The 22,382-nt window shown below is 40.0% G+C and carries 22 protein-coding genes; 19 read left to right on the top strand and 3 right to left on the bottom strand.

Features of this window, described 5'->3' with window-relative positions; all coding sequences use genetic code 11:
- Positions 1 to 349: hypothetical protein (locus tag CXF89_RS07415; RefSeq protein ID WP_219621664.1), on the top strand; the 349-nt coding region annotated here is incomplete at its 5' end.
- A gap of 80 nt (positions 350 to 429) precedes the next feature.
- Here CXF89_RS07415 and rne read toward each other — a convergent pair.
- A complete protein-coding gene (gene rne, locus CXF89_RS07410) occupies positions 430 to 3,570 on the bottom strand; it encodes a ribonuclease E (RefSeq protein ID WP_121954233.1) in 3,141 nt (1,046 codons plus the stop codon).
- Positions 3,571 to 4,342: 772 nt separating this feature from the next.
- Between rne and rluC the strand changes: the two genes are divergently transcribed.
- A complete protein-coding gene (gene rluC, locus CXF89_RS07405) occupies positions 4,343 to 5,302 on the top strand; it encodes a 23S rRNA pseudouridine(955/2504/2580) synthase RluC (protein ID WP_121954232.1) in 960 nt (319 codons plus the stop codon).
- The gene (locus tag CXF89_RS07400) at positions 5,299 to 5,961 is read left to right on the top strand and encodes an HAD-IA family hydrolase (protein WP_257983186.1); all 663 of its coding nucleotides are present in this window, start codon (positions 5,299 to 5,301) and stop codon (positions 5,959 to 5,961) included. Before rluC ends, CXF89_RS07400 begins: the two co-directional genes overlap by 4 nt.
- Before the next feature lie 9 nt (positions 5,962 to 5,970).
- On the opposite strand, the gene CXF89_RS07395 is transcribed toward CXF89_RS07400, so the two are convergent.
- Positions 5,971 to 6,570, bottom strand: a complete 600-nt coding sequence (locus CXF89_RS07395) for a Maf family protein (RefSeq protein ID WP_121954231.1) — start codon at positions 6,568 to 6,570, stop codon at positions 5,971 to 5,973.
- Between the two features lie 131 nt (positions 6,571 to 6,701).
- Between CXF89_RS07395 and yceD the strand changes: the two genes are divergently transcribed.
- From yceD to CXF89_RS07325, 14 genes are all read left to right on the top strand, one after another.
- Entirely contained in the window at positions 6,702 to 7,226 is a 525-nt protein-coding gene (yceD, locus tag CXF89_RS07390) for a 23S rRNA accumulation protein YceD (protein ID WP_007585727.1), read from the top strand.
- A 9-nt stretch (positions 7,227 to 7,235) separates the two neighbouring features.
- Entirely contained in the window at positions 7,236 to 7,406 is a 171-nt protein-coding gene (gene rpmF / locus CXF89_RS07385) for a 50S ribosomal protein L32 (RefSeq protein WP_002962381.1), read from the top strand.
- A gap of 12 nt (positions 7,407 to 7,418) precedes the next feature.
- Positions 7,419 to 8,459: a phosphate acyltransferase PlsX gene (plsX, locus tag CXF89_RS07380; RefSeq protein WP_007585728.1), complete on the top strand. Its 1,041-nt coding sequence runs from the start codon at positions 7,419 to 7,421 to the stop codon at positions 8,457 to 8,459.
- 52 nt (positions 8,460 to 8,511) lie between these two features.
- A complete protein-coding gene (gene fabD / locus CXF89_RS07375; RefSeq protein ID WP_121954230.1) occupies positions 8,512 to 9,438 on the top strand; it encodes an ACP S-malonyltransferase in 927 nt (308 codons plus the stop codon).
- 11 nt (positions 9,439 to 9,449) lie between these two features.
- Entirely contained in the window at positions 9,450 to 10,196 is a 747-nt protein-coding gene (gene fabG, locus CXF89_RS07370; RefSeq protein ID WP_007585730.1) for a 3-oxoacyl-ACP reductase FabG, read from the top strand.
- A gap of 250 nt (positions 10,197 to 10,446) precedes the next feature.
- Positions 10,447 to 10,683: an acyl carrier protein gene (gene acpP, locus CXF89_RS07365; protein WP_002962377.1), complete on the top strand. Its 237-nt coding sequence runs from the start codon at positions 10,447 to 10,449 to the stop codon at positions 10,681 to 10,683.
- Between the two features lie 216 nt (positions 10,684 to 10,899).
- Positions 10,900 to 12,138 carry a beta-ketoacyl-ACP synthase II gene (fabF, locus tag CXF89_RS07360; RefSeq protein WP_007585731.1) on the top strand — a complete coding sequence of 413 codons (1,239 nt, stop codon included), beginning with the start codon at positions 10,900 to 10,902 and terminating at the stop codon, positions 12,136 to 12,138.
- Positions 12,139 to 12,197: 59 nt separating this feature from the next.
- The gene (gene pabC / locus CXF89_RS07355; protein WP_121954229.1) at positions 12,198 to 13,013 is read left to right on the top strand and encodes an aminodeoxychorismate lyase; all 816 of its coding nucleotides are present in this window, start codon (positions 12,198 to 12,200) and stop codon (positions 13,011 to 13,013) included.
- Complete coding sequence (gene mltG, locus CXF89_RS07350) at positions 13,007 to 13,993, top strand: endolytic transglycosylase MltG (RefSeq protein ID WP_121954228.1); 987 nt, start codon at positions 13,007 to 13,009, stop codon at positions 13,991 to 13,993. Before pabC ends, mltG begins: the two co-directional genes overlap by 7 nt.
- 5 nt (positions 13,994 to 13,998) lie before the next feature.
- A complete protein-coding gene (tmk, locus tag CXF89_RS07345; RefSeq protein ID WP_007585737.1) occupies positions 13,999 to 14,625 on the top strand; it encodes a dTMP kinase in 627 nt (208 codons plus the stop codon).
- Position 14,626: 1 nt separating this feature from the next.
- Positions 14,627 to 15,541, top strand: a complete 915-nt coding sequence (locus tag CXF89_RS07340) for a DNA polymerase III subunit (RefSeq protein WP_121954227.1) — start codon at positions 14,627 to 14,629, stop codon at positions 15,539 to 15,541.
- A gap of 11 nt (positions 15,542 to 15,552) precedes the next feature.
- Positions 15,553 to 15,879: a PilZ domain-containing protein gene (locus tag CXF89_RS07335; RefSeq protein ID WP_002962367.1), complete on the top strand. Its 327-nt coding sequence runs from the start codon at positions 15,553 to 15,555 to the stop codon at positions 15,877 to 15,879.
- Between the two features lie 115 nt (positions 15,880 to 15,994).
- The gene (locus CXF89_RS07330) at positions 15,995 to 16,774 is read left to right on the top strand and encodes a TatD family hydrolase (protein WP_007585741.1); all 780 of its coding nucleotides are present in this window, start codon (positions 15,995 to 15,997) and stop codon (positions 16,772 to 16,774) included.
- Between the two features lie 4 nt (positions 16,775 to 16,778).
- Positions 16,779 to 18,638 (top strand): alkaline phosphatase D family protein, encoded by a 1,860-nt coding sequence (locus CXF89_RS07325; protein ID WP_121954226.1) that lies wholly within the window; start codon positions 16,779 to 16,781, stop codon positions 18,636 to 18,638.
- A gap of 304 nt (positions 18,639 to 18,942) precedes the next feature.
- On the opposite strand, the gene rsmF is transcribed toward CXF89_RS07325, so the two are convergent.
- Complete coding sequence (gene rsmF / locus CXF89_RS07320; protein ID WP_121954225.1) at positions 18,943 to 20,394, bottom strand: 16S rRNA (cytosine(1407)-C(5))-methyltransferase RsmF; 1,452 nt, start codon at positions 20,392 to 20,394, stop codon at positions 18,943 to 18,945.
- Positions 20,395 to 20,659: 265 nt separating this feature from the next.
- Here rsmF and CXF89_RS07315 point away from each other — a divergent pair, with 265 nt between their 5' ends.
- Positions 20,660 to 21,352, top strand: coding sequence for a GntR family transcriptional regulator (locus tag CXF89_RS07315; protein WP_121954224.1), 693 nt, complete (start codon positions 20,660 to 20,662; stop codon positions 21,350 to 21,352).
- A gap of 125 nt (positions 21,353 to 21,477) precedes the next feature.
- On the top strand, positions 21,478 to 22,356 hold the full coding sequence (prpB, locus tag CXF89_RS07310; RefSeq protein ID WP_002962361.1) for a methylisocitrate lyase: 879 nt from the start codon (positions 21,478 to 21,480) through the stop codon (positions 22,354 to 22,356).
- The last annotated feature ends 26 nt before the right edge of the window (positions 22,357 to 22,382 follow it).

Below are 22,382 nucleotides of genomic sequence, written 5' to 3'. Positions count from 1 at the left end.
TTGTTTATTGGCTACTTTTTTACTATTTGTTTGCTACAGCAAATTAACAGAGAAGAAAATAGTGAGTGACTATTACAAAATGAGCGAACAAATTCAAATTGACGCAAAGCTCAAGAGCTTAACGGCAGATCAAGAGTTCCACCAGCAAATGTTAGACGCTGGCAAGAAAAGTGAAAAGCATTTTTTACTCTATAGTATTGATCCAACCATGCCTAAAGTTGAGGAGTTAGAGCAACGCTGCACAGATCTAACTTTAAAGTCATATAGATCAGAATCTATTTATGATAAAAATATTGCAGAACTTGAATGTGATAAATATGAAGCGTACAAATTGGCGAATGAAAGCTAACTATTAATAGTTTAAGTAGGTATTAAACAAAAAAGCCCCGCTATTTATTAATAGCGGGGCTTTTTAATAAGTGTTAGTTATTAATCAACACTCAATGTTTTAGTCATTGCAGAACTTGCACGACCAGCAGGTTTGATAGAACCCGCACGTAAACCACTATCTGGCACTAGTTCACGTTTATCGTGAGCCATTGCAACAGATGTATGCTTTACTTCGCTATCAGCTACAGGAGTAGGCTGTGCCATTGGCGCACTTGCAGACCCTTGAGTAACCGCTGTTTTAACATGCGGTGCTGATTTTTCAGTTTTCACTTTTGCTTCAACTTTAGCTGGCTCTTCAGTTACTACTGGCGCTTCAACTTTAGCTGGCTCTTCAGTCACTACTGGAGTTTCAACTTTAGCAGGCTCTTCAGTGGCTACTGATGTTTCAACTTTAGCTGGCTCTTCAGTTACTACTGGCGTTTCAACTTTAGCTGGTTCTTCAGTTGCTACTGGCGTTTCAACTTTAGCTGGCTCTTCAGTTGCTACTGGCGTTTCAACTTTAGCTGGCTCTTCAGTTACTACAGGAGTTTCAACTTTAGCTGGCTCTTCAGTTACTACTGGAGTTTCAACTTTAGCTGGCTCTTCTACAGCTTCAACTTTTGCTAAGTCTTCAACTGCAACGGCTTGTTCAATTTGCTGCGCTGCATCTACAGGTGTTTCTTCAGATTTAGCTTTAAGCTCTGCTTCATATTCTGCAGCAGCTTGATCAGCAACTGGAACAAATGCAGGGGCTTCGTCAGATTTAACTTCTGCTTCACCTTCAGGACGTCGACGACGTTGACCTGATGCACGAAGATGACGAGGAGAACGGCGTGAACGTGTACGTGTTTGCTCTTGCTCGTCTTCAGTAGTTGCTTCTTCATCGTTAGAATCAACAACGTCAACTTTCTCTTCTTTAATGTGAGCTGTTTTTTCTGCCGGAGCTTGTGTTTGCTTTTCTACAACAGGTGCTTGCTCTTGAACTTGTGGAGTGTCAGTAACTACCGCTTGTTCAGGTGTTTGCTCTGTTGAGTTAGCTTGCTCAGCGTTTTCATCTTGCAGACGTACTTTTTTACGTATGTTACGACGTTGACGGCGAACCTTAGGCTTTTGCTCTTTAGGCTCTACAGCTTGAGCTGGCTTAGAATCAGTTTCTACTTCTACTTCTGCTTTCACAGGGGCTTCAGTTTTAACTTGATCTTTTTCTTCGCTTTTATGCTCTGGGCGCTTACGAGAGTTAGGGTTACGACGACGCTTATTGCGGTTCTCGTTTCTCTCTTGCGTCTCGTTACTTGTTGCTGCTGGTGAGTCTGTTTTAACTTCCTCTTCAGCTGCAGGGCGCTCATTGCGTGGTTTATTAGTGCGCGGGTTATTATTACGACGACGTTGGTTGTTATTACGACGACGATTATCGTTACCACGGCGAGCGTTATTACGCGCTTCTTGCTGCTCTTTTTCTACAGCTTCTTTTTTCTCTTCTACTGTTTCGCTTGCAAATAACGATTTAAACCATTTAGTGATTGCTTCAAACAAGCCACCTTCAGTTTTAGTCTCTGTTACTACAGGCTGAGCTACTGGTGTAGGCTCTGCTTGTGGAGCCGGTGTAGAAGGCATTACAACACCTTTTAGCATTGGCTCTTCACGTACTGGTGCACTTGGTGATTTTGACATCTCAAATGCTTCAGGTTCTGGCGCAACAACTTGTCCGTAACTTACCGTTTCAAGTGTTTCGTCTTTACGTAGACGCATAACTTCGTAATGTGGTGTTTCCATATGTTGATTAGGAATAATCACTACGTCACATTTATGATGTTTTTCAATGCGATGAACACTACGACGTTGCTCATTTAATAAATAAGCGGCAACGGCAACAGGCACTTGTGCATTTACTTGTGCTGTGTTGTCTTTAATTGCTTCTTCTTCAATTAAACGAAGAATAGAAAGCGCAATTGATTCGTTTGAACGAATAGTACCTTGGCCACTACAACGTGGGCATGGGCCTTGGCTTGCTTCACCTAATGAAGGACGCAAACGCTGACGCGACATTTCAAGTAAACCAAAGCGTGAAATTTTACCAATTTGAACACGAGCACGATCTGGACGAGCAGCATCTTTTAAACGATTTTCTACTTCACGTTGATGACGCGGAGGTGTCATATCGATAAAGTCGATAACAATTAAACCACCTAAGTCACGAAGACGTAATTGACGTGCAATCTCATCGGCCGCTTCTAAGTTAGTATTAAGTGCTGTTTCTTCAATATCGCCGCCTTTAGTTGCTTTAGACGAGTTGATATCGATAGACGTTAGTGCTTCAGTTGGGTCAATTACAATTGAACCACCAGAAGGCAAGCGTACTTCACGCTGGAACGCAGACTCAATTTGGCTTTCAATTTGGTAATGCGTAAATAAAGGAGTGTCGCCTTGATAAAGCTTAACACGGCTCATAAAGTCAGGACGAAAACGCTCAATGTGCGCTTTAGCTTCTTCAAAAACACGTGGTTTATCAATTAAAATTTCGCCAATATCACGACGTAAATAATCGCGTATCGCACGGAATATTACATTGCTTTCTTGGTGTATTAAAAATGGCGCTTTAGCACTATCGGCTGCTTGTCTAATTGCTTCCCAATGTACTAATAATGCTTTTAAATCGTAGTTTAATTCTTCAAACGATTTACCAACACCCGCTGTACGAACAATTAAGCCCATACCTTTAGGAAGTTCTAAACGACCCAATGCTTCTTTAAGTTCAGTACGTTCATCACCTTCAATGCGACGAGAAATACCGCCAGCACGTGGGTTGTTAGGCATAAGTACTAAGTAGCTACCAGCAACACTGATAAAAGTAGTTAACGCAGCGCCTTTTTGGCCACGCTCTTCTTTATCAACTTGTACTATAACTTCTTGACCTTCTTTGATCACGTCGCGAATGTTAGGGCGACCATGAAAAGTGTAACCTGCAGGGAAGTAAGTACGGGCAATTTCTTTTAAAGGAAGGAAACCATGGCGGTCAGCACCGTAATCAACAAATGCTGCTTCAAGAGATGGTTCAATGCGAGTGATTTTGCCTTTATAAATATTGGCTTTTTTCTGTTCGTGACCTGGGCTTTCGATATCTAAATCATATAGGCGCTGGCCATCAACCAGTGCTACGCGCATTTCTTCTTGCTGCGTTGCATTGATTAGCATACGTTTCATATTGTTACTCTACTTATTTATGTCGCTGACATGACGATGTTTTTCTCGCCTGTTCAGTTGTCCCTATTTTTAGAATGTGCAGCCTCACGACTGGGTCTTTAACGGAACGGCTCTGTTTCTCGTATGCAGTATTTTAAATGCTGGCAAACAATAGCAATTATTATCGCTATTAAATTCTTAATGGTGCTAAAACTGTCGGCTTTTCAGCTACGTTTACAAGTTTTACCCAGAAGTCGGCCTGTCATATTAATCTTACTAAATATCATTCATATTAGGCGCGTAGGGCTCATTAAGTTGGTGAGCAATACATACTGATGTATCGCTAATATCCGTTTTAAGAGCAAAAATCGCTGCCGATGTTAATGAACGCTTATTTATTAGATTTTTTTAGTTCTAAATAAGCTGCTATACGGTACTACAATAATTGAGCTAGTGCTGAACGACTTTTTTTACGTCGTCACTATCAGACAAATTATCTGTTCATTGCTTTCTCTAGCACGTTAAAAATCGCTTCATGTTCAAACTTAACCAGCAATATATTACGCGCATTGCCGTTAATTGATCGCACGTGTTAACTGAGGAGGCATAAAAGCTTTGGAAAACTTAACTCGGATCTGTATGATCGGCTACCCAGAATGTGCATCACGAATGTTTTAATGTGTTAAAAAGCACCGTTGTTATTTGCAAATACTAAATATTTGCGCTGCTGATTATCCCACTATTATTACAGTGTTAGCAACTAAATTATTTTACTTAAATTAGTGATTAGGCAATGTCAGAAAAAAACGACTTACAAGTAACTTATGTCACGATCAACGAAGACCATTTAGGTCAGCGTATTGATAACTTTCTTATTACCCATTTAAAAGGGGTGCCTAAAAGCGCTATTTATAAACTTTTGCGCAAAGGTGAGGTACGCGTTAATAAAAAGCGTATTAAGCCTGTATATAAACTACAGCTTGAAGATGTACTTCGTATTGCACCTATCAGGGTTGCTGAGCGTGAAGAATTTGTTCCATCAAAATTAGACAAAGTAACTCGCCTAGAAAACGATATTTTATTTGAAGATAAATACCTTATCGTAATAAATAAACCATCAGGTATGGCTGTTCATGGCGGCAGTGGTTTAAGTTATGGCTTGATTGAAGCTTTGCGAGCACTTCGCCCAGAGGAACGTAGCCTTGAGCTAGTTCATAGGCTTGACCGTGATACATCGGGTTGTTTACTTATAGCGAAGCGTCGTTCGGTGTTAACAGCGTTGCATGAACAACTTCGTGAAAAAACAATGGAAAAAAATTACTGGGCACTTGTAGAAGGGCAGTGGGACTCTAAAACTAAAAACGTTACCGAAGGGCTGCGTAAAAATACACTTAAATCGGGCGAGCGCGTAGTACGCGTAGATAACACTGAGGGAAAACCTTCACATACTCGTTTTAAAGTACTTGAACGTTTTAACGATTGCTCATTAGTACAAGCATCGCCTGTTACAGGGCGTACGCACCAAATTCGTGTGCATACGCAATGTAAAGGTCACCCAATAGCGTGCGACGATAAATATGGCGATCAGGGTTTTGATGATTCTATGCGTAAAGCTGGGTTAAACCGATTGTTTTTACACGCACACGATTTAACTTTTTATCATCCTAAAAACGAGGCGACGATGCGAGTAGAAGCACCGCTTGATAAAACGCTTAAAAATACATTACTAAAATTACGAGATGCAAAACTGTGATAAAAGTAGCCCCAATTAAAAAATATAAGCTCGTCATTTTTGATTGGGACGGCACTGTTATGGATTCAGTAACTAAAATAGTTAACTGTATTCGTAGTAGCGCCGAGTCACTTAATTTAGTGTCGCCAAGTGATTTAGCAATTAAAAATATTATTGGTATGTCGCTTGAAAAAGCAATTGACGTTTTATTTCCTGATAATGTAGTGCAGCATCAAGCGCTAATTAAAGGGTATAAACACCAATATAGTGTTGATACCACGCCAACTCCTGTATTTGATAATGTTGTCAGCGTTTTAAATGCCTTAAAAGAGCAGGGCATTGTTTTAGCGGTTGCAACAGGTAAAGGTAGGGGTGGGTTAGAGCGTTTGCTTGAACAAAGTCAATTGCGCCATTTTTTTAGTGCAACACGTACAAGCGATGAAGCGCAATCAAAGCCCTCTCCAGATATGTTGTATCAATTACTTGAAGAACTTGGCATAAGTGCTCAAGACGCTGTAATGATTGGCGACACTCAAATAGACATGACCATGGCAAAAGCAGCTGGCATGGATAGAATTGGCGTAACAATGGGTGTACATAACGCACAGCAGCTAAATAAGCTTAGCCCTGTTGCAACAGTAGATAACTATCTGCAATTGCAACAGGTTTTACTTGGCTAATTTATTTAACTAGAACTTGTTTTGAGCAGTAAGTACATCAATACCAAACTCAGCCAGTAGCTGGCTGAGTTTAATTAATGGTAATCCAATTAAGCTGTTAGGATCGTCTCCGCTTAGTTTTTCAAATAAACAGATACCCAACCCTTCACTTTTAAAGCTGCCAGCACAGTTATAAGGCTGCTCAGCATCGCAATAAGCGCTAATTTGTGCATCACTGAGTGTTTTAAACGACACATTAAAAGGTTCTACGCAGGTTTTTTTAGTGCCAGTTACAATATCGTAAACACAAAGCCCAGTTAAAAATGTTACAGTATTACCGCTAAATAAATTTAGTTGTTTTACGGCATTTTGTTTATTATGTGGTTTACCTAAAATTTGATTATTAAACACAGCGACTTGGTCTGATCCAATAGCTAACCCTTTGTTAAAGTGTTTATTAGCCGCTGAGGCTTTTAATTCACTTAAACGCTTAACCAGTTCGGTAGGTGTTTCGCATTCAAGTGCTGATTCGTCAACGTCTGGTGAAAACGTATCAAATGGTAAATTAAATTTTTGTAATAAAGACTGCCTAAAAGGCGAGCTTGACGCTAAAATGAGTGGATGCTTCACGGACTGTTTTCCTACGATAATTCAGATTGAGTTAGGATAAATCAGATCCGAGAGTAAAACACGTTAAAAACCAAGTAAAAATGGTTTTTTACTTTGACTAACAAACTAACTATCTATATGATGCAGCCCCTATGCAAAAGGTGAAAATTCCCATCACTCTTCATCCAGGCAAAGCAGCGCAGCACCGTTTAAAGTATGACGGAATTGTACCGCTTGAAAAACTTACTCGTTTAGAGAAAGTTGTGCAGGAAGAAGTAGGTGAAATAGCGGTAAAAATACATTGCAAAAACGATGATCAAGGTTTCGCTGTGATTAGAGGCAATTTGTCCACACACGTTACTGTCATTTGTCAACGTTGTAATGGTGATTTAGGGTTGGATTTGGTTCAAGACTTTGCATATTCACCAGTAGGTGAAGATACAGAGTTAGATATTTTTCCAGAAGACTACGATGAAGTAGCGCTTGATGAAAATGGTGAAGTTAACGTTTTTAATTTAATTGAAGACGAACTAATTTTAGCAATTCCATTAGTGGCTACCCACAACGAAGCTTCATGCAGTTATTCAGCAAAGCCTGCCAGCTTTGGTGTATTAAAGGCGGAAGATGATAAACCTAATCCATTTGATATTTTGAAACAACTTAAGAAAGATTCTTAGGAGAAGACTATGGCTGTACAAAAAAGCAAAAAGTCTCGTGCAAGACGCGGCATGCGCCGTTCACACGATGCGATCAGTGGTCCAACTTTAACTGTAGATCAAACATCTGGTGAGACTCATCGTCGTCACCATGTGACTGCAGATGGTTACTACAAAGGCGTTCAAGTAATTTCTAAATAAGAGATTACTTATATGCTGAAAGATCTAACCATAGCGTTAGATATGATGGGGGGCGATTACGGCCCCCGTTCATCTATTCCTGCTGCCGTTTGTGCAGTAAATGCTCATGCCAATTTAACTCTCATTTTATGTGGCAATGAACATGTTATATCTAAAGAACTCGAATCTCTCGATTCTTTACCTCATCCTAGACTCATAATTCGTCACTGTAGTGAAATAGTCACCAATGCCTGTGAACCTGCAATTGCTGTGCGTTCAAAAAAAGATTCATCTATGCGTGTTGCCCTAGATTTAGTTAAATCGGGCGAGGCTCAAGCATGTGTTAGCTCAGGTAATACCGGCGCTCTATTTTTTATGGCTCACTATGTATTAAAAATGCTGCCAGGTGTTAAACGTGCCGCACTCATTTCATCTGTTCCTACAGAGCTTAAAAACCCAGTATATTTACTCGACTTAGGTGCTAATGTGCATTGTGATGCGCAAATGCTCTATCAGTTTGGCATTATGGGCTCTATAGTTGCAGGACAAGCACTTGGTTTGGATAATCCTCGCGTTAGTTTATTAAATATTGGTGCTGAGGACATTAAAGGTCACGACGACATTAAACAAGCTGCACAATTAATGCAGCAAAGCCCACATATAAATTATATTGGTTACAGCGAAGGAAGTGATATTTTTTCGGGTAAGGCTGATGTCATTGTATGCGAAGGGTTTGTTGGCAACGTAGCACTTAAAACATGTGAAGGCATTGCCAAGCTTATTATGAATAAGTTTACAACCGCGCTCGAAAAGCACCTTTTATATAAATGTATGGCATTTATATTGCGCCCAATAATAAAAAAACTCTATAAAAGGGTGAACCCCGACCAGTATAACGGTGCTTCTCTGGTAGGATTGCGCGGTATTGTCGTTAAAAGTCATGGAAATGCGTCAGCTAAAGCATTTCAAGCAGCAATTGATGAAGCGGTAAAAGAGGTTGAACGTCAACTTCCTGATAAAATAGCCGCTATTTTCGAAAAAACACATTCTAAAGACACGGCGGTTAATCAATAATTGATGTGCCGTGTATTTCATTATTTATTTGTTTAATTAAAAAGAGCAAAGTATGGCACAAAAAATTGCACTTCTATTCCCAGGTCAAGGCTCGCAAAGCGTTGGTATGTTACAAGAACTACTAGAGAGTTCTGACATTGTTAAAGCAACATTTGCAGAAGCGTCAAATGCACTGGGTTACGACTTAGCAGAGCTAGTTCTTAATGGCCCAGAAGAAAAATTAAATCAAACCCACCGCACACAACCTGCATTACTAACTGCAAGTGTTGCTATTTACCGTGATTGGTTAGCAGCTAACCCTGATACAGACGTTGTTATGGCGGGTCACAGCTTAGGTGAATACTCAGCGTTAGTATGTAGCGATGTATTAAGCTTGAGCGAAGCCGTAAAGCTTGTTGAAAACCGTGGTTTATACATGCAAGAAGCCGTGCCAGCAGGCGTAGGTTCAATGGCTGCTATTATTGGCTTAGGCGATGAAGAAATTAAAGCGGCGTGTGCTGCCTCAGCGCAAGGTGAGGTTGTATCTCCAGTTAACTACAACTCTCCTGGTCAAGTTGTTATCGCAGGCCATAAAGCGGCAGTAGATAGAGCATCGCAAGCATGTAAAGATGCCGGTGCTAAACGTGCATTACCACTTTCTGTTAGCGTACCTTCACATTGTGAGTTAATGAAGCCAGCAGCTGACAAGCTAGCAGCAGACTTAGCCGCTTTAACATTTAATACACCTAAGTGTGATGTAATTAATAATGTTGATGTAAAAGCTGAAACGTCAGCTGATGCAATTAAAGACGCACTAGTACGTCAGCTTTATAGCCCAGTTCGCTGGACAGAAACAGTACAAGCCTTGGTTGCGCAAGATGTAACACAAAGCTACGAATTTGGTCCTGGTAAAGTATTAACAGGACTTGCTAAACGAATTGATAAAGCAATGATCTGTGGCTCAGTAAACGACGCCGCTTCAATTGATGCAGCTAAATAAGAGTATATAAAATGTCTAATTTATTTTCATTAGAGGGCAAAATTGTCCTAATTACTGGCGCCAGCCGTGGTATTGGTAAAGCAATTGCAACAACATTAGTTGCACAAGGTGCAAAAGTTGCAGGTACTGCGACAAGTGAGTCAGGCGCTGCTAAAATCAGTGAATACTTAGGTGACAATGGTAAAGGTTATGCATTAAACGTAACCGATCCTGCATCTATTGAAGCAACACTTGCTGCAATAAAAGCTGATTTAGGCGATATTGACGTACTTGTAAATAACGCAGGTATTACACGCGATAACTTATTAATGCGTATGAAAGAAACTGAGTGGGACGATATTATCGACACTAATTTAAGCTCAGTTTTCCGTTTATCTAAAGCAGTACTTCGTCCAATGATGAAGAAAAAGAAAGGCCGTATTATTAACATTGGTTCAGTAGTGGGTACTATGGGTAATGCAGGTCAAGCTAATTATGCAGCGGCTAAAGCGGGTGTAATTGGTTTTTCTAAATCACTTGCGCGCGAAGTTGCATCACGTGGTATTACCGTTAACGTAATCGCACCTGGTTTTATTCAAACAGACATGACTGATAATTTAACTGATGAGCAAAAAGCAGCTACGCTTGCAAATGTTCCAGCAGGGCGTTTAGGTCAACCAGACGAAATTGCTGCTGCAGTATGTTATTTAGCGTCTGACGCGGCTGCGTATGTATCAGGTGAAACTTTGCATGTAAATGGCGCGATGTACATGGTTTAATCGCCGTTGTACCTAGATTACTACTTAATAAAGTTAAGTAAGTTACCTCAAAAACATTGAATTATTTGTGAACTTGCTTTAAACATACTTGAAATCGCTGCGAAAATAAGCGATAAAAGACAAAACACACACTCAGAGGTTTGACCAGACAATTATTTATGGTCAAATCATTGAATCAGAGAATTATGCGGCGTAAACTACGCCGCAATCTGAAAATAACGCATTGGCGTTTTTAATAAAGGAAAGAAGAATGAGCGATATCCAAGAACGCGTAAAGAAAATTATCATTGAACAACTAGGTGTTAAAGAAGAAGAAGTTAAAAATGAATCTTCTTTCGTAGATGACCTAGGTGCAGATTCTCTTGATACTGTTGAACTAGTAATGGCTCTTGAAGAAGAGTTTGATACTGAGATCCCAGATGAAGAAGCTGAGAAGATCACTACAGTACAAACTGCTATCGATTACGTTACAGCACACGCTGAGTAATTAATCGCACGTTAAAGGCAGCATCCGCTGCCTTTAATTTTTTATATCCAAACCACCTCAAAGTTCGTGATTCAAAACTTAAATCTCTATGCTCAATTTTAGCTAAAAATTAATTTTGATTGTGTTATGCGTTTTTAATCTATTTTGGGACTAGCACTTTGAGGTAGCTTGGGTATGATCATCCCCTTGTAAAATATCCCTTATTGGAGGCAAACCGTGGCTAAACGTCGAGTCGTCGTAACTGGCTTAGGAATGTTGACGCCGCTAGGTAATGATGTTCAATCAACCTGGCAAGGCTTATTAGATGGTAAAAGTGGCATTCAAACAATAACGCACTTTGATACATCAAAATTTGGTACTAAATTCGCTGGTTTAATAAATGATTTTGATGCAACTGCATACATGTCAGCGAAAGATACTAAAAAAATGGACTTGTTTATTCAGTACGGCATTGCAGCGGGTGTTCAAGCCTTTAAAGATTCAGGCCTTGAAATCACTGAGCAAAACGCAGCACGCATTGGTGTAGCTGTAGGTTCAGGTATTGGTGGGCTTACGTTAATTGAAGAAAACCACATTAAGCTATTAAATAGTGGTCCGCGCAAGTTATCGCCATTTTATGTGCCGTCTACCATTATTAATATGATCTCAGGTCATTTATCAATGATGCATGGACTTCGTGGTCCAAATATTTCAATTGTAACTGCCTGTACTACTGGCTTGCATAATATTGGCCATGCAGCCCGCATGATTGCCTACGGTGATGCAGATGCAATGGTTGCTGGCGGTGCAGAAAAAGCGTGTACCCCAATTGGTATGGGTGGCTTTAATGCTGCGCGTGCACTTTCAACCCGCAATGACGATCCACAAGCGGCTTCTCGCCCTTGGGATAAAGACCGCGATGGCTTTGTGCTTTCTGACGGCGCTGGTGTTGTTGTAGTTGAAGAGTACGAACATGCTAAAGCACGTGGCGCTAAAATTTATGCTGAGCTAGTAGGCTTTGGTATGAGTGGCGATGCGTACCACATGACTTCACCACCAGAAGATGGTGCGGGCGCTGCACTTGCAATGCAAAACGCACTAAACGATGCGCAAGTAAACGCTGAGCAAATTGGTTACATTAACGCACACGGAACATCTACAAATGCAGGCGATAAAGCAGAAACTGCCGCTGTTAAGTCTATTTTTGGTAATGCAGCTAAAGATGTAATGGTAGGCTCGTCTAAATCGATGATGGGTCACTTGTTAGGTGCTGCAGGTTCAGTTGAATCGATTATTTCGATTTTATCACTGACAGATCAAAAAGTGTCGCCAACTATCAACCTTGATAACCCAGACGAAGGGTGTGACTTAGATTATATTGCTCACACTGCACGTGATGCAAAGTTAGACTTTGCACTGTGTAACTCGTTCGGTTTTGGTGGTACTAATGGCTCGTTGTTATTTAAAAAGGTATAATCTTTTTTAACAACGAATCAAATTATAAGAGCTCAGTTGTTTAACTGGGCTTTTTTTATATGCCAAACAAAATGCAAACAATAATAGCAGTAGATCAAAACAGCACTTTAAGCACGCGTGACAGGGGCTTAAATTACGGTGATGGCTTTTTTACAACCGCTAAGGTTGTTGATGGGCAAGTACAGTATTGGGCTCATCATAAAGCGCGTTTGATTGAATGCGCACAGCGCTTGGGTTTTCCTGAGTTAGACTTTAATAGCCTTGAAAATCAAATTGTTTTGCATATAAACGCTGCACCACTAAACGTGCTTAAAATACTTGTAACGCGAGGCGAAGGCGGGCGTGGTTATGGGCTGCCAAGTGAGTGTAATGTCACTATTTTATTGAGCGTGTTGGACTACCCTAGTAATTACGAAGCGCTTACTAAAAAGGGTGTAAATCTCGAAATAAGCCCGATTAAATTAGCGGCACAGCCTTATTTAGCGGGCCTTAAAACATTAAATCGACTTGAACAAGTGCTAATTAAAAAAGCGATGCAAACGCAAAACTGCGATGATGTGTTAGTGCTTGATTACAATAACAATGTAATTGAAGCTTCAGCAGCTAATATTTTTGCGATTAAAAATAAGTGTGTGTTTACGCCATTGCTTGATGAGTGCGGAATAAAGGGCGTTTATCTACAATCGTTATGTGATAAATTGCCTGTTGAATTTAAACGCGTGAAAGTAGAAGATTTAACCCAAGCAGACGCCGTATTTGTGTGTAATAGCTTAATGGGAGCAGTACCTGTTAAACGTATTGAGCAACAGGTATTTAATACAGACGACAGCCACGCATTACTAACTAGATTATTAGCCAAGGAGGCTGAGTGTTAAAAGTTATTTTATCGGTACTTTTTTTAGCTGTTATAACCACTGCTATTGGTTACCAGCAATTACAAGCAACAATAAATAGCCCGCTAAAAGTAGCGCAAAACACACAATTTGAAGTTAAGCATGGCACTGGCTTTAATAAGTTATGTCAGCAGTGGCAAGCTAATAACTGGGTGGAAGGCTGCTGGCGTTATCAAGTAATTGCCAAATTAGATCCCACACTTACCGACTTAAAAGCGGGCCTTTACGAGCTAACAGCCGATAGCGTTATCAACAACGTAAAAAAAATTAATCAAGGCCAGCAAATCAACTTTAGTTTTACCATAATCGAAGGGCAAAACTTACGTGAAGTACTAAGTGCTATTAAAAAAGCTGATAATTTACAAAACGATTTAAAAACTGACGAACTAAGTACTCAAATACTGGGTAATGACACGCACTTAGAAGGCTGGTTATTCCCCGACACTTACCATTATCATAATAACGATACTGCAAGCAGTGTATTAAAACGTGCAGCACAAAAAATGCAGCAAACGTTAGACGACGCTTGGCAGCAGCGCGCTGTTAATCTGCCCTACAAAACAGCATACGAAGCACTTATAATGGCTTCAATTATTGAAAAAGAAACAGGCCTTGCCAGCGAGCGTCCGTTAATTGCATCAGCGTTTGTTAATCGATTAAACACCAATATGCGCCTACAGACCGATCCAACCGTAATATACGGATTAGGCGCTGATTTTGATGGCGATATTAAACGCAAAGATTTACGCGATTATACGCCTTACAATACGTATCGTATTAATGGTTTACCGCCAACACCGATTGCAATGCCATCAAAAGCCGCTATTTTAGCTGCAGTTAATCCGCCACAAAGTGAATACGTTTACTTTGTATCAAAAGGCGATGGTAGCCACCAGTTTTCAACCACGTTAAAGCAGCATAACGCGGCAGTTAAAACGTATATATTAAATAAAAAGAATTAATTTTTATGAAATCAAAATTTATAGTAATAGAAGGGCTAGAAGGCGCAGGTAAATCAACCGCTATTTCGTTATGCCAAGACTTTTTAAACAAACAAAAAATAGACTTCATTAACGTCCGCGAACCTGGCGGTACACCATTGGCTGAATCGCTTCGTACGCTTGTAAAAGCAGAGCACGAAGAAGAAATTGCCTTTGAAACCGAGTTGCTTATTATGTACGCAGCACGCTCGCAATTAATGCACAATGTTATTACCCCTGCTCTTGATAAAGGCCAGTGGGTACTTGCCGATCGTCATGACTTATCGTCTCAGGCGTATCAAGGTGGGGGCCGTGGTATTAGCTCAAATACATTAGCTTCACTTTCGTCAATGGTATTAAAGGGCTTAAAGCCTGATTTAACTATTTACCTTGATATTGACCCAGTGATAGGCCTTGAGCGTGCAAAAGGGCGTGGTGAGCTTGACCGTATTGAACAAGAAGCTATTGAGTTTTTTCAGCGTACACGTATGCGTTATGTTGAACTTGCTAATGACGACAACACAATTAAAACGGTTGATGCAAACCAAAGTATTGATAAAGTACATCGCGATATAACCAATGTACTGCATTCATTTTTTGAAGGCCTAAAATAATATGCCATTGCCGTGGCTACATGATACTCAAGCACGTTTAGCGCAAAGTTATCGCGCAGAGCGTTTTCATCATGCGCAATTATTTTGTGGGCCTGTTGGCGTAGGTAAATTTGAGTTAAGTGATGAGCTTGGTAATGCTTTGTTATGCCAAAATATAGCTAAGCAGGTAGCTGCGCAAAACAGTATGCTAAAACCTTGCGGACAGTGTAAAAGCTGTTTACTTACTCTTGCGGGTACTCATCCCGACAAGCGTTTAACGCAAGTCGACGGGCAAAGCATAGGCGTAGATGATATACGCGGCATTAGTGATTTTATGAACCACTCAGCAGCGCAAAATGGTAATAAAGTAGCGATAATCGAAAATTGCGAAAAAATGACTACAGCCGCAGCAAATGCACTTTTAAAAACACTTGAAGAGCCAACTAATAGCCGTTTTTTAATATTAACTACAAGCCAACCAGCACAGCTCCCTGCAACTATTTTAAGTCGATGTGCTAAAAGTGACGTAAAAATAACAAATACAGCACTTGCTCAGCAATGGCTAGAAACATTAGATATCCCTAACTATAGTTGGCTAGCACTTTTTTATAACCAACCGCTGCAAGTAAAGCATTGGCAACAGCAAGACCAGCTAAAAAATATTGATACACTTTATAAGTTTGCAACTGAGTTTAAACAAAGCCATAATTTCAAAGCGTTAGTCGATATAATAAATAAACAGCCTGAGCTTGTTCGCATATTTACTTTATTTTTAAGCGTGCAACTAAAGCAGCAATTGCTGCAAGGTATGAGTTTTGACGCTTATCAAAGTGCGCAAAATGCATTAGGCGAGTTTTTACAAAATAACACACAAGTACTTGGCCTTAATTTACCGCTTGCTGTATCACGATTAGCATACACATTGCGAAATTCTTAAAAGGATTAATCATGCAAGAACTACTAGTAGACATAGACGATTTAGACGAGTTATACCGTTGTTATATGCCTTACTTAAAAAAAGGTGGCTTATTTGTACGTACGAATATGCGTTACGAAGCAGGGCATTCATTAGCGCTTAGAGTTACCTTGCCCGATGCCTTAGAAGATGACGTAGTAACCGGTAAAGTGTCGTGGATCACGCCACAAGGGGCACAAAGCTCTAACCCTCCAGGTATTGGTATTAGCTTTTTAGACGATAAAACAAACCTAAACGCTAAAATCGAAAAGCTCCTTGGGACTATGTTAAACTCAGGCGATCAAACATATACCATGTAGTTATAGGGTCGGTTTTTCATTGAGATTAACGCCGCTCTATATTGGGTTCTTTTAATTGCTAACATAATAAATTAAACGAACAAATTTAAACCCTGAACATAATACAGGCCTTATAGTGATTGTAGATTCTCATTGCCATTTAGATCGTCTTGATTTTGATAAATTAGACTTAAACCTTGACCAAGTTCTTGATAAAGCGCGTGCAAAGCAAATAGAGCACTTTTTATGTGTAAGCGTAACGCTTGATCAGTTTCCAAGCATGCTTGATAAAATTAAGCACTACGACGATGTATCAGCCTCATGTGGTGTACATCCACTTGATCAAAAAGACGCCCTTAATAAACAGCAACTAATCGACTTAGCCTCACACGAAAAAGTCGTCGCTATTGGCGAAACGGGTCTTGATTACTACTATTCAAAAGATACTCACGCAGTGCAGCAAGCAAGTTTTGTTGGGCATATTGAAGTAGCTAACGAATTACAAAAACCGTTAATTATTCATACTCGTGATGCCCGCGCCGACACCATTAATTTAATGCGTGAGCACAAGGCCGAAAACTGCGGTGGTGTACTACATTGCTTTACTGAAGACTGGGATATGGCTAAAAAAGCCATAGACATGGGCTTTTATATTTCTATTTCGGGCATTGTTACCTTTAAAAATGCAATTGAGCTAAAAGAAGTAGTAAAACAAATACCGCTCGATAGATTACTAATAGAAACCGACTCGCCTTATTTAGCGCCGGTACCGTATCGTGGGCAAACAAATCAGCCAGCGTACGTAGAAGACGTTGCTTATTACATTAGCGAACTTAAAGGCATTAGCTTTAATGAACTGGCTAAAGCGACTACCGAGAACTTTTATTCTTTATTTAAATTAGCAGCTAAAGGCTAAATACATGATTACTCACACGGCAAACCTTCCTATTTTACTAATGGGGCCAATGGTGCGCCGTGCAGAGCAAACTGGAGTCTGTATTCAGTTTGCTACCTCCAAGCCTGCAAACTGCCAAATAAACTTATTAAATGTTGAGTGTTATAGCGATCAACACACTGTTTCTTTAGGGGAGCATTTGTATCTGCATTTCGTTATTATAAAGCCAATAAATAACAAACTCCCTGTCGATAGCTTATTAAGCTATGAACTTGTAATTGATGATATAGCAGTCGATTTATCGCCTTGGTGCTATAACAATCAAACAGCGCCTGCATTTGTAATTCCTAATAAACTGAGTGATATTTTGCATGGCTCGTGCCGTAATGCACATCATCCAGCAAAAGACAGCTTAGTGTCTGCAAGTCACTGGCAAAACACTCAGCGCAGTAATAATAACCAAGGCGCACAATTGTTATTACTGAGCGGTGATCAGGTTTATGCCGATGACGTAGCAGGGCCCATGTTATTAGCTGTTCATCAGTTAATTAAAGCCTTAGGTATTTATAAAGAGCAACCACTTGCCATTGAGCTACCTGCCGACATAAATGAGCAACTTTATAATCGCCATTTGTTCTTACCAAAAACGCCTTGGCAAAAACGCTCAAAGTTAGGTGTTGGTTACTGGCTAAAAAATGACGAACCTCACTTTTCAAGTGTAAAAGCCTACAATCACCTTATCCATTTTGAAGAATACATAGCACTTTATTTATTAAATTTTAGTGCTGCTGCTTGGCAATGCGTTGATATACAAAACACAACGTATTTAGGTCAAAGCGAGCAAAACAAAACTATTTTTAACGCTGAAAAAACAGCACTGATTGATTATGCAAAAGGCTTAAGTGAAGTAGAGCGGTTGTTTGCCAATGTATCTACATTAATGATGTTTGACGATCATGATGTAACTGATGATTGGAATCTCACCGCTGGGTGGGAGCAAGCTATAAATGAAAATCCAAGTAGTAAACAAATCGTTAATAACGGCTTAATTAGTTATTGGCTTTTTCAGGGAATGGGGAACGATGCACTAAATAAAACAGGCGAGCTACTAACACCTTTTAAGCAAAGCCGTACTGCTAATAATTTATGGCAGTTTAAAGCATTTGATAAGCCACTAAACGATTTTAGTTTTTGGCATTATGAGTTAACTACAACCCCAAAAGTAGTAGTGCTAGATACGCGTACGCACCGATGGCGAAATGAGCAAAACTTTAATGAGCCTTCAGGTTTACTTGATTGGGAACGCCTCACAGAGCTTGAAGAAAGCCTATTAAGCCACGACCAAGTTATTATTGTATCGCCAGCCCCTGTGTTTGGTGTTAAATCAATAGAAGCTATTCAAGCCATGTTTAACATATGTGGCCAACCACTCATGGTTGACGTAGAAAACTGGATGGCGCACGAAGGCTCAGCCAAAAAGCTACTCGATACTTTTAGACGAACCGACACCCCAAACGAAACCCTTATTTTATCGGGAGACGTGCATTACTCATTTTGCTTTTCGGTGCAAAAGCGTTTTGGCGATCACCACAACCGAATTTGGCAACTTACCGCCAGCGGTATTAAAAACGAGTTCCCACGTAAATTAATAAACGTACTCGATAAACTAGATTCAATTTTATACGGCCCAAAAAGTCCCTTAAACTTTTTTACTAAACGCTGGCATATGGAAGTAGATAAACACCAAACTAAAGGTGAAGGGCAAAAATACTTAGTAAGCGACTCAGCTATTAGTTTAATAACACTAGAGCAAGGAAATTTAGCCCGCTATCAACTCATACATGGTGAAGGGCATTTAACTGAGTTTGATTTAGAAGAACAGTAAGTTGCTCATCTACAAGTCAATTGTAGATGAGCACTCTTGGTAAGGCGTTTGAAAAAGTAAGAAGTAGTACTGTTTACAGAAAATACTGCAAATAAAAATGCCCAAAGGCTTATATAAACCTCTGGGCTATAAAGTGACTCTAAATTGAGTCTAGCGTTAACTAAAAACTTTCTGGTTCGTTAGGGAGAAGAAGAAAGTACTTAAAACTATAGTAAAGCTGTTCAATAAAGCATAACTAATTTTGCCATCTGGTTACATTTGATAACAAAGGATTAGATTAATTATGCGTAATTTGTACTTTAGTTTAACCCCAGCTTATTAACTGCGTATTTTGTACTAGATCGCGTGGTAGAGAGTTTTTGATCTTGTTTTTTTGCCATTTCCCGAGCCCAATAGGGCAACCACACAGTGTTAATACTACTTCACCTATTGTTTGAGTTTCTTCAGTTAAGCGTATATCTTTACCTTGAAAATAATCATTTGCTTGCTCATTATTTAAAGCAAATACATTGGTTTTACACTCATTGCCAAACACGGTTGCATACTCATGGGTTAGCCTTACGCCATTTTTATGAATAATGCCAATTTGAATACCCAAACGTGCGTACTTAATTTTATTTTGTACGGCTTCAAACCCTTCAGGGAACAACCACAGTTCTTTATCGCGCTGCATTAAACTACCTGGCAAGGTAGTTAACCCAAAGTGCTTTTTAAGCGATTGCATAAACGCGGTACTTTGTTTTTTATCAAACTCGTTAAACGGGAATGCACCTTTTTTAACTGTTTGATTTGGGTTGTTGCAACTTGTGTGCTTTTTAAATTTAGCGATAAAAAAGCCTTCGCTATCGAATGTTTGCGGCCATACATGCAAATAGCCCTCATTAGTTGTGGCTTTGCTTGCACCTTCAAATAAATCACTGAGTGACTCAGGCGCTATATAGTCGCCAAATTCACTGAGTAAATAATCGCATACTTGTTGGTTTTCGAGTGGCGTAAGTGTGCAGGTTGAATACACTAAGGTGCCACCTGGTTTTAATGCATAAAATGCGCTTCTAATTAAATCTTTTTGTACTTGGGCTATTTGAATGTTTGATTCTATTGACCAATTTTTTAGTGCGTCGGCGTCTTTTCGTACAGTGCCTTCGCCAGAGCAGGGCGCGTCTAGCAATATACTGTCAAAGCATTCAAACATGTAGTTGCCAAATATAACGCCATCAAAGTGTGAAAGCGCACAGTTACCAACCCCCATACGTTTGAGTGTTGCGCTAAGTACTTTTAGGCGCGATGACGAAAGCTCGTTTGCAACAAGCACACCTTGGTTATCCATAAGCGCAGCTAGTTGTGATGTTTTAGAGCCCGGTGCTGATGCCATATCAAGCACGAAATTATTTTGAGAGTCTGCGAGTTCAATACTTTGCTTTAATGCGATAGGGGGCAGCATTGAACTTGCTTCTTGTACGTACATAGCACCGCTTAGGTGTAAGTCGGTATTACCTAGGGCTAGGTTTTGTTCTTCATCGTTTGGGCGCTCTAACCAAAAGCCTTCACTGCACCAAGGGATAGGTGTTAGTAGCCATTTTTTTTCAGCTGCACGTTTTACAAATTCTTCAATGCTAATTTTTAATGTATTAACGCGGATAGATTTTCTGAGTGGCCTACGACACGCATTTAAAAAGTCATCTAAGTTTAGATGCGCTGGTAAATAGGTTTTTACGTCATCAATAAAGTGCTCAGGAATAAAAGTGTTGGCGTTCACGCGTTAGCTCATACTATAAAAATAAAGCGCGATAATAGCATTTATGCGAGGTGTTTTCAGCGCTAAAAAGCGTAACACCTGATTTATTACGCTGTCGACACTTCACTGTTTTAGTCCATTTTAAAGCCATTTTTATGCGACTTTAGGTTAATAGTGTCGACAATGGGTGTGTTTCTTAGCCATTTTGATAGGTTTAAGGGTTGACATGATTTTTTAATAAGCCCATAGTAACCACATTAATTGTCGACAATCTAAAAAATAACTTATGACACACACATTTTTAAACGAAGCGCCTATAACTACCGCATCAGATCAAGTATTTGTAGATATGCGCCGTGAGATTGTTGAAGGCAGTATAGTTCAAGGCAGTAAAATATCAGAGCCTGAGCTTGCCAAACGTTATGGTGTAAGCCGTGCAACGCTAAGAGAGGCGTTAAATCGCCTAGAAAGTTGCTACCTTGTTGAGCGTAAAGCTAACGTAGGTTGCCGAGTAGTTGCCCTTACTGCTGAGCGTTTGATTGAAGTTTACCAAGTTCGTAGTTCGCTTGAAGGCTTGGCATGTAGGCTTGCTGCCGACAATATGGAACCCGAGGAAGTAAAAAGCTTAAAGCAATTACTTAATCAGCACCTACAAACACAACGTGTTAAAGAGGGCGAGTCTTATTATCAAGAAGCCGGCGATTTAGATTTTCATTACCGTATTATTCAAGGCAGTAAAAACGCGCATTTAATTCATTTACTGTGTAATGAGCTTTATCAACTAATACGCATGTACCGTGTACAAATGGGCATGGTGGGGCCGCGTGTATCAAAAGCGTTTGATGAGCATTTAGCGATTATTAACGCCATTGAAAACCACGACGGCGAACTGGCTGAAATGCTTATGAAGCGCCATATAAGCGCATCGCAAGCAAATATCCAAACCAAATTTGATTTATTAGCTAAGCAAAAAGCATAAGCTGTTAAAAGTTAAAAGTTAAAAGTTAAAAGCTAAAAGCTAGCAAAAGCAGTTAAACAGTCATAATTACAGATTAAAACTATAAGTTACTCCACGTAGCAACCGTTCAAAGTGAGGAGAAAGTAATGTCAGCAGGATTAAAATTTAAACACGCTATTGCCAATAACCGCCCGTTACAAGTAGTAGGTACTATTAATGCCTACACAGCGATGATGGCTGAAAAAATGGGTCACCAAGCTATTTACCTCTCAGGTGCCGGTGTTGCAAACGCCTCGTTTGGTATGCCTGATTTGGGTATGACAAGCCTTGATAACGTGCTTGAAGATATTCGTCGTATTACGGGTGCGAGCGATTTACCACTACTTGTTGATGCCGATACCGGTTGGGGTGGGGCATTTAATATTGCACGCACAGTAAAAGAAATGACTAAAGCGGGTGCGGCGGGTTTTCATATAGAAGACCAAGTAGCGCAAAAGCGCTGTGGTCATCGCCCTAATAAAGAAATTGTAAGCCAAGGTGAAATGGTTGACCGCATTAAAGCGGCGGTTGATGCAAAAACCGATAGCGATTTTTATATTATGGCCCGTACCGATGCATTTCAAAAAGAAGGTTTAAACGCCGCGATAGACCGTGCAGCTGCCTGTGTTGAAGCTGGTGCAGACGCTATTTTTGCAGAAGCCGTACACGACCTTGCTGATTACCAAGCATTTGCAAAGGCGATTAACGTTCCAATTTTGGCAAACATTACTGAGTTTGGCCAAACACCTATTTACACAAAAGAGCAGCTAAGTGATGTAGGTGTTGAAATGGTGCTTTACCCACTAAGTGCATTTAGAGCCATGAACAAAGCAGCACTAAACGTGTATTCAGCAATTTTAAATGAAGGCTCACAACAAAGCCAAATTGAAAATATGCAAACGCGTTCTGAGCTTTACGACTTTTTAGATTACCACACGTACGAGAACACACTCGACACCCTTTTTTCATCAAAATCTGACAAATAATAATTATTAAAAAATAAAATCACACA

Origin of the sequence: Pseudoalteromonas sp. MelDa3 (assembly GCF_002863625.1) — a bacterium.
In the GTDB taxonomy this organism is placed as follows: Bacteria; Pseudomonadota; Gammaproteobacteria; order Enterobacterales; family Alteromonadaceae; genus Pseudoalteromonas; species Pseudoalteromonas arctica.
This window is presented reverse-complemented; position numbering and strand designations above follow the sequence as displayed.

What these genes read in the sequence shown, in the direction of transcription:
- rne (WP_121954233.1), bottom strand. Translation starts at nt 3,570, where the DNA reads ATGAAACGTATGCTAATCAATGCAACGCAGCAAGAAGAAATGCGCGTA.
- rluC (WP_121954232.1), top strand. Translation starts at nt 4,343, where the DNA reads ATGTCAGAAAAAAACGACTTACAAGTAACTTATGTCACGATCAACGAA.
- yceD (WP_007585727.1), top strand. Translation starts at nt 6,702, where the DNA reads ATGCAAAAGGTGAAAATTCCCATCACTCTTCATCCAGGCAAAGCAGCG.
- rpmF (WP_002962381.1), top strand. Translation starts at nt 7,236, where the DNA reads ATGGCTGTACAAAAAAGCAAAAAGTCTCGTGCAAGACGCGGCATGCGC.
- plsX (WP_007585728.1), top strand. Translation starts at nt 7,419, where the DNA reads ATGCTGAAAGATCTAACCATAGCGTTAGATATGATGGGGGGCGATTAC.
- fabD (WP_121954230.1), top strand. Translation starts at nt 8,512, where the DNA reads ATGGCACAAAAAATTGCACTTCTATTCCCAGGTCAAGGCTCGCAAAGC.
- fabG (WP_007585730.1), top strand. Translation starts at nt 9,450, where the DNA reads ATGTCTAATTTATTTTCATTAGAGGGCAAAATTGTCCTAATTACTGGC.
- acpP (WP_002962377.1), top strand. Translation starts at nt 10,447, where the DNA reads ATGAGCGATATCCAAGAACGCGTAAAGAAAATTATCATTGAACAACTA.
- pabC (WP_121954229.1), top strand. Translation starts at nt 12,198, where the DNA reads ATGCCAAACAAAATGCAAACAATAATAGCAGTAGATCAAAACAGCACT.
- tmk (WP_007585737.1), top strand. Translation starts at nt 13,999, where the DNA reads ATGAAATCAAAATTTATAGTAATAGAAGGGCTAGAAGGCGCAGGTAAA.
- CXF89_RS07340 (WP_121954227.1), top strand. Translation starts at nt 14,627, where the DNA reads ATGCCATTGCCGTGGCTACATGATACTCAAGCACGTTTAGCGCAAAGT.
- CXF89_RS07335 (WP_002962367.1), top strand. Translation starts at nt 15,553, where the DNA reads ATGCAAGAACTACTAGTAGACATAGACGATTTAGACGAGTTATACCGT.
- CXF89_RS07325 (WP_121954226.1), top strand. Translation starts at nt 16,779, where the DNA reads ATGATTACTCACACGGCAAACCTTCCTATTTTACTAATGGGGCCAATG.
- CXF89_RS07315 (WP_121954224.1), top strand. Translation starts at nt 20,660, where the DNA reads ATGACACACACATTTTTAAACGAAGCGCCTATAACTACCGCATCAGAT.
- prpB (WP_002962361.1), top strand. Translation starts at nt 21,478, where the DNA reads ATGTCAGCAGGATTAAAATTTAAACACGCTATTGCCAATAACCGCCCG.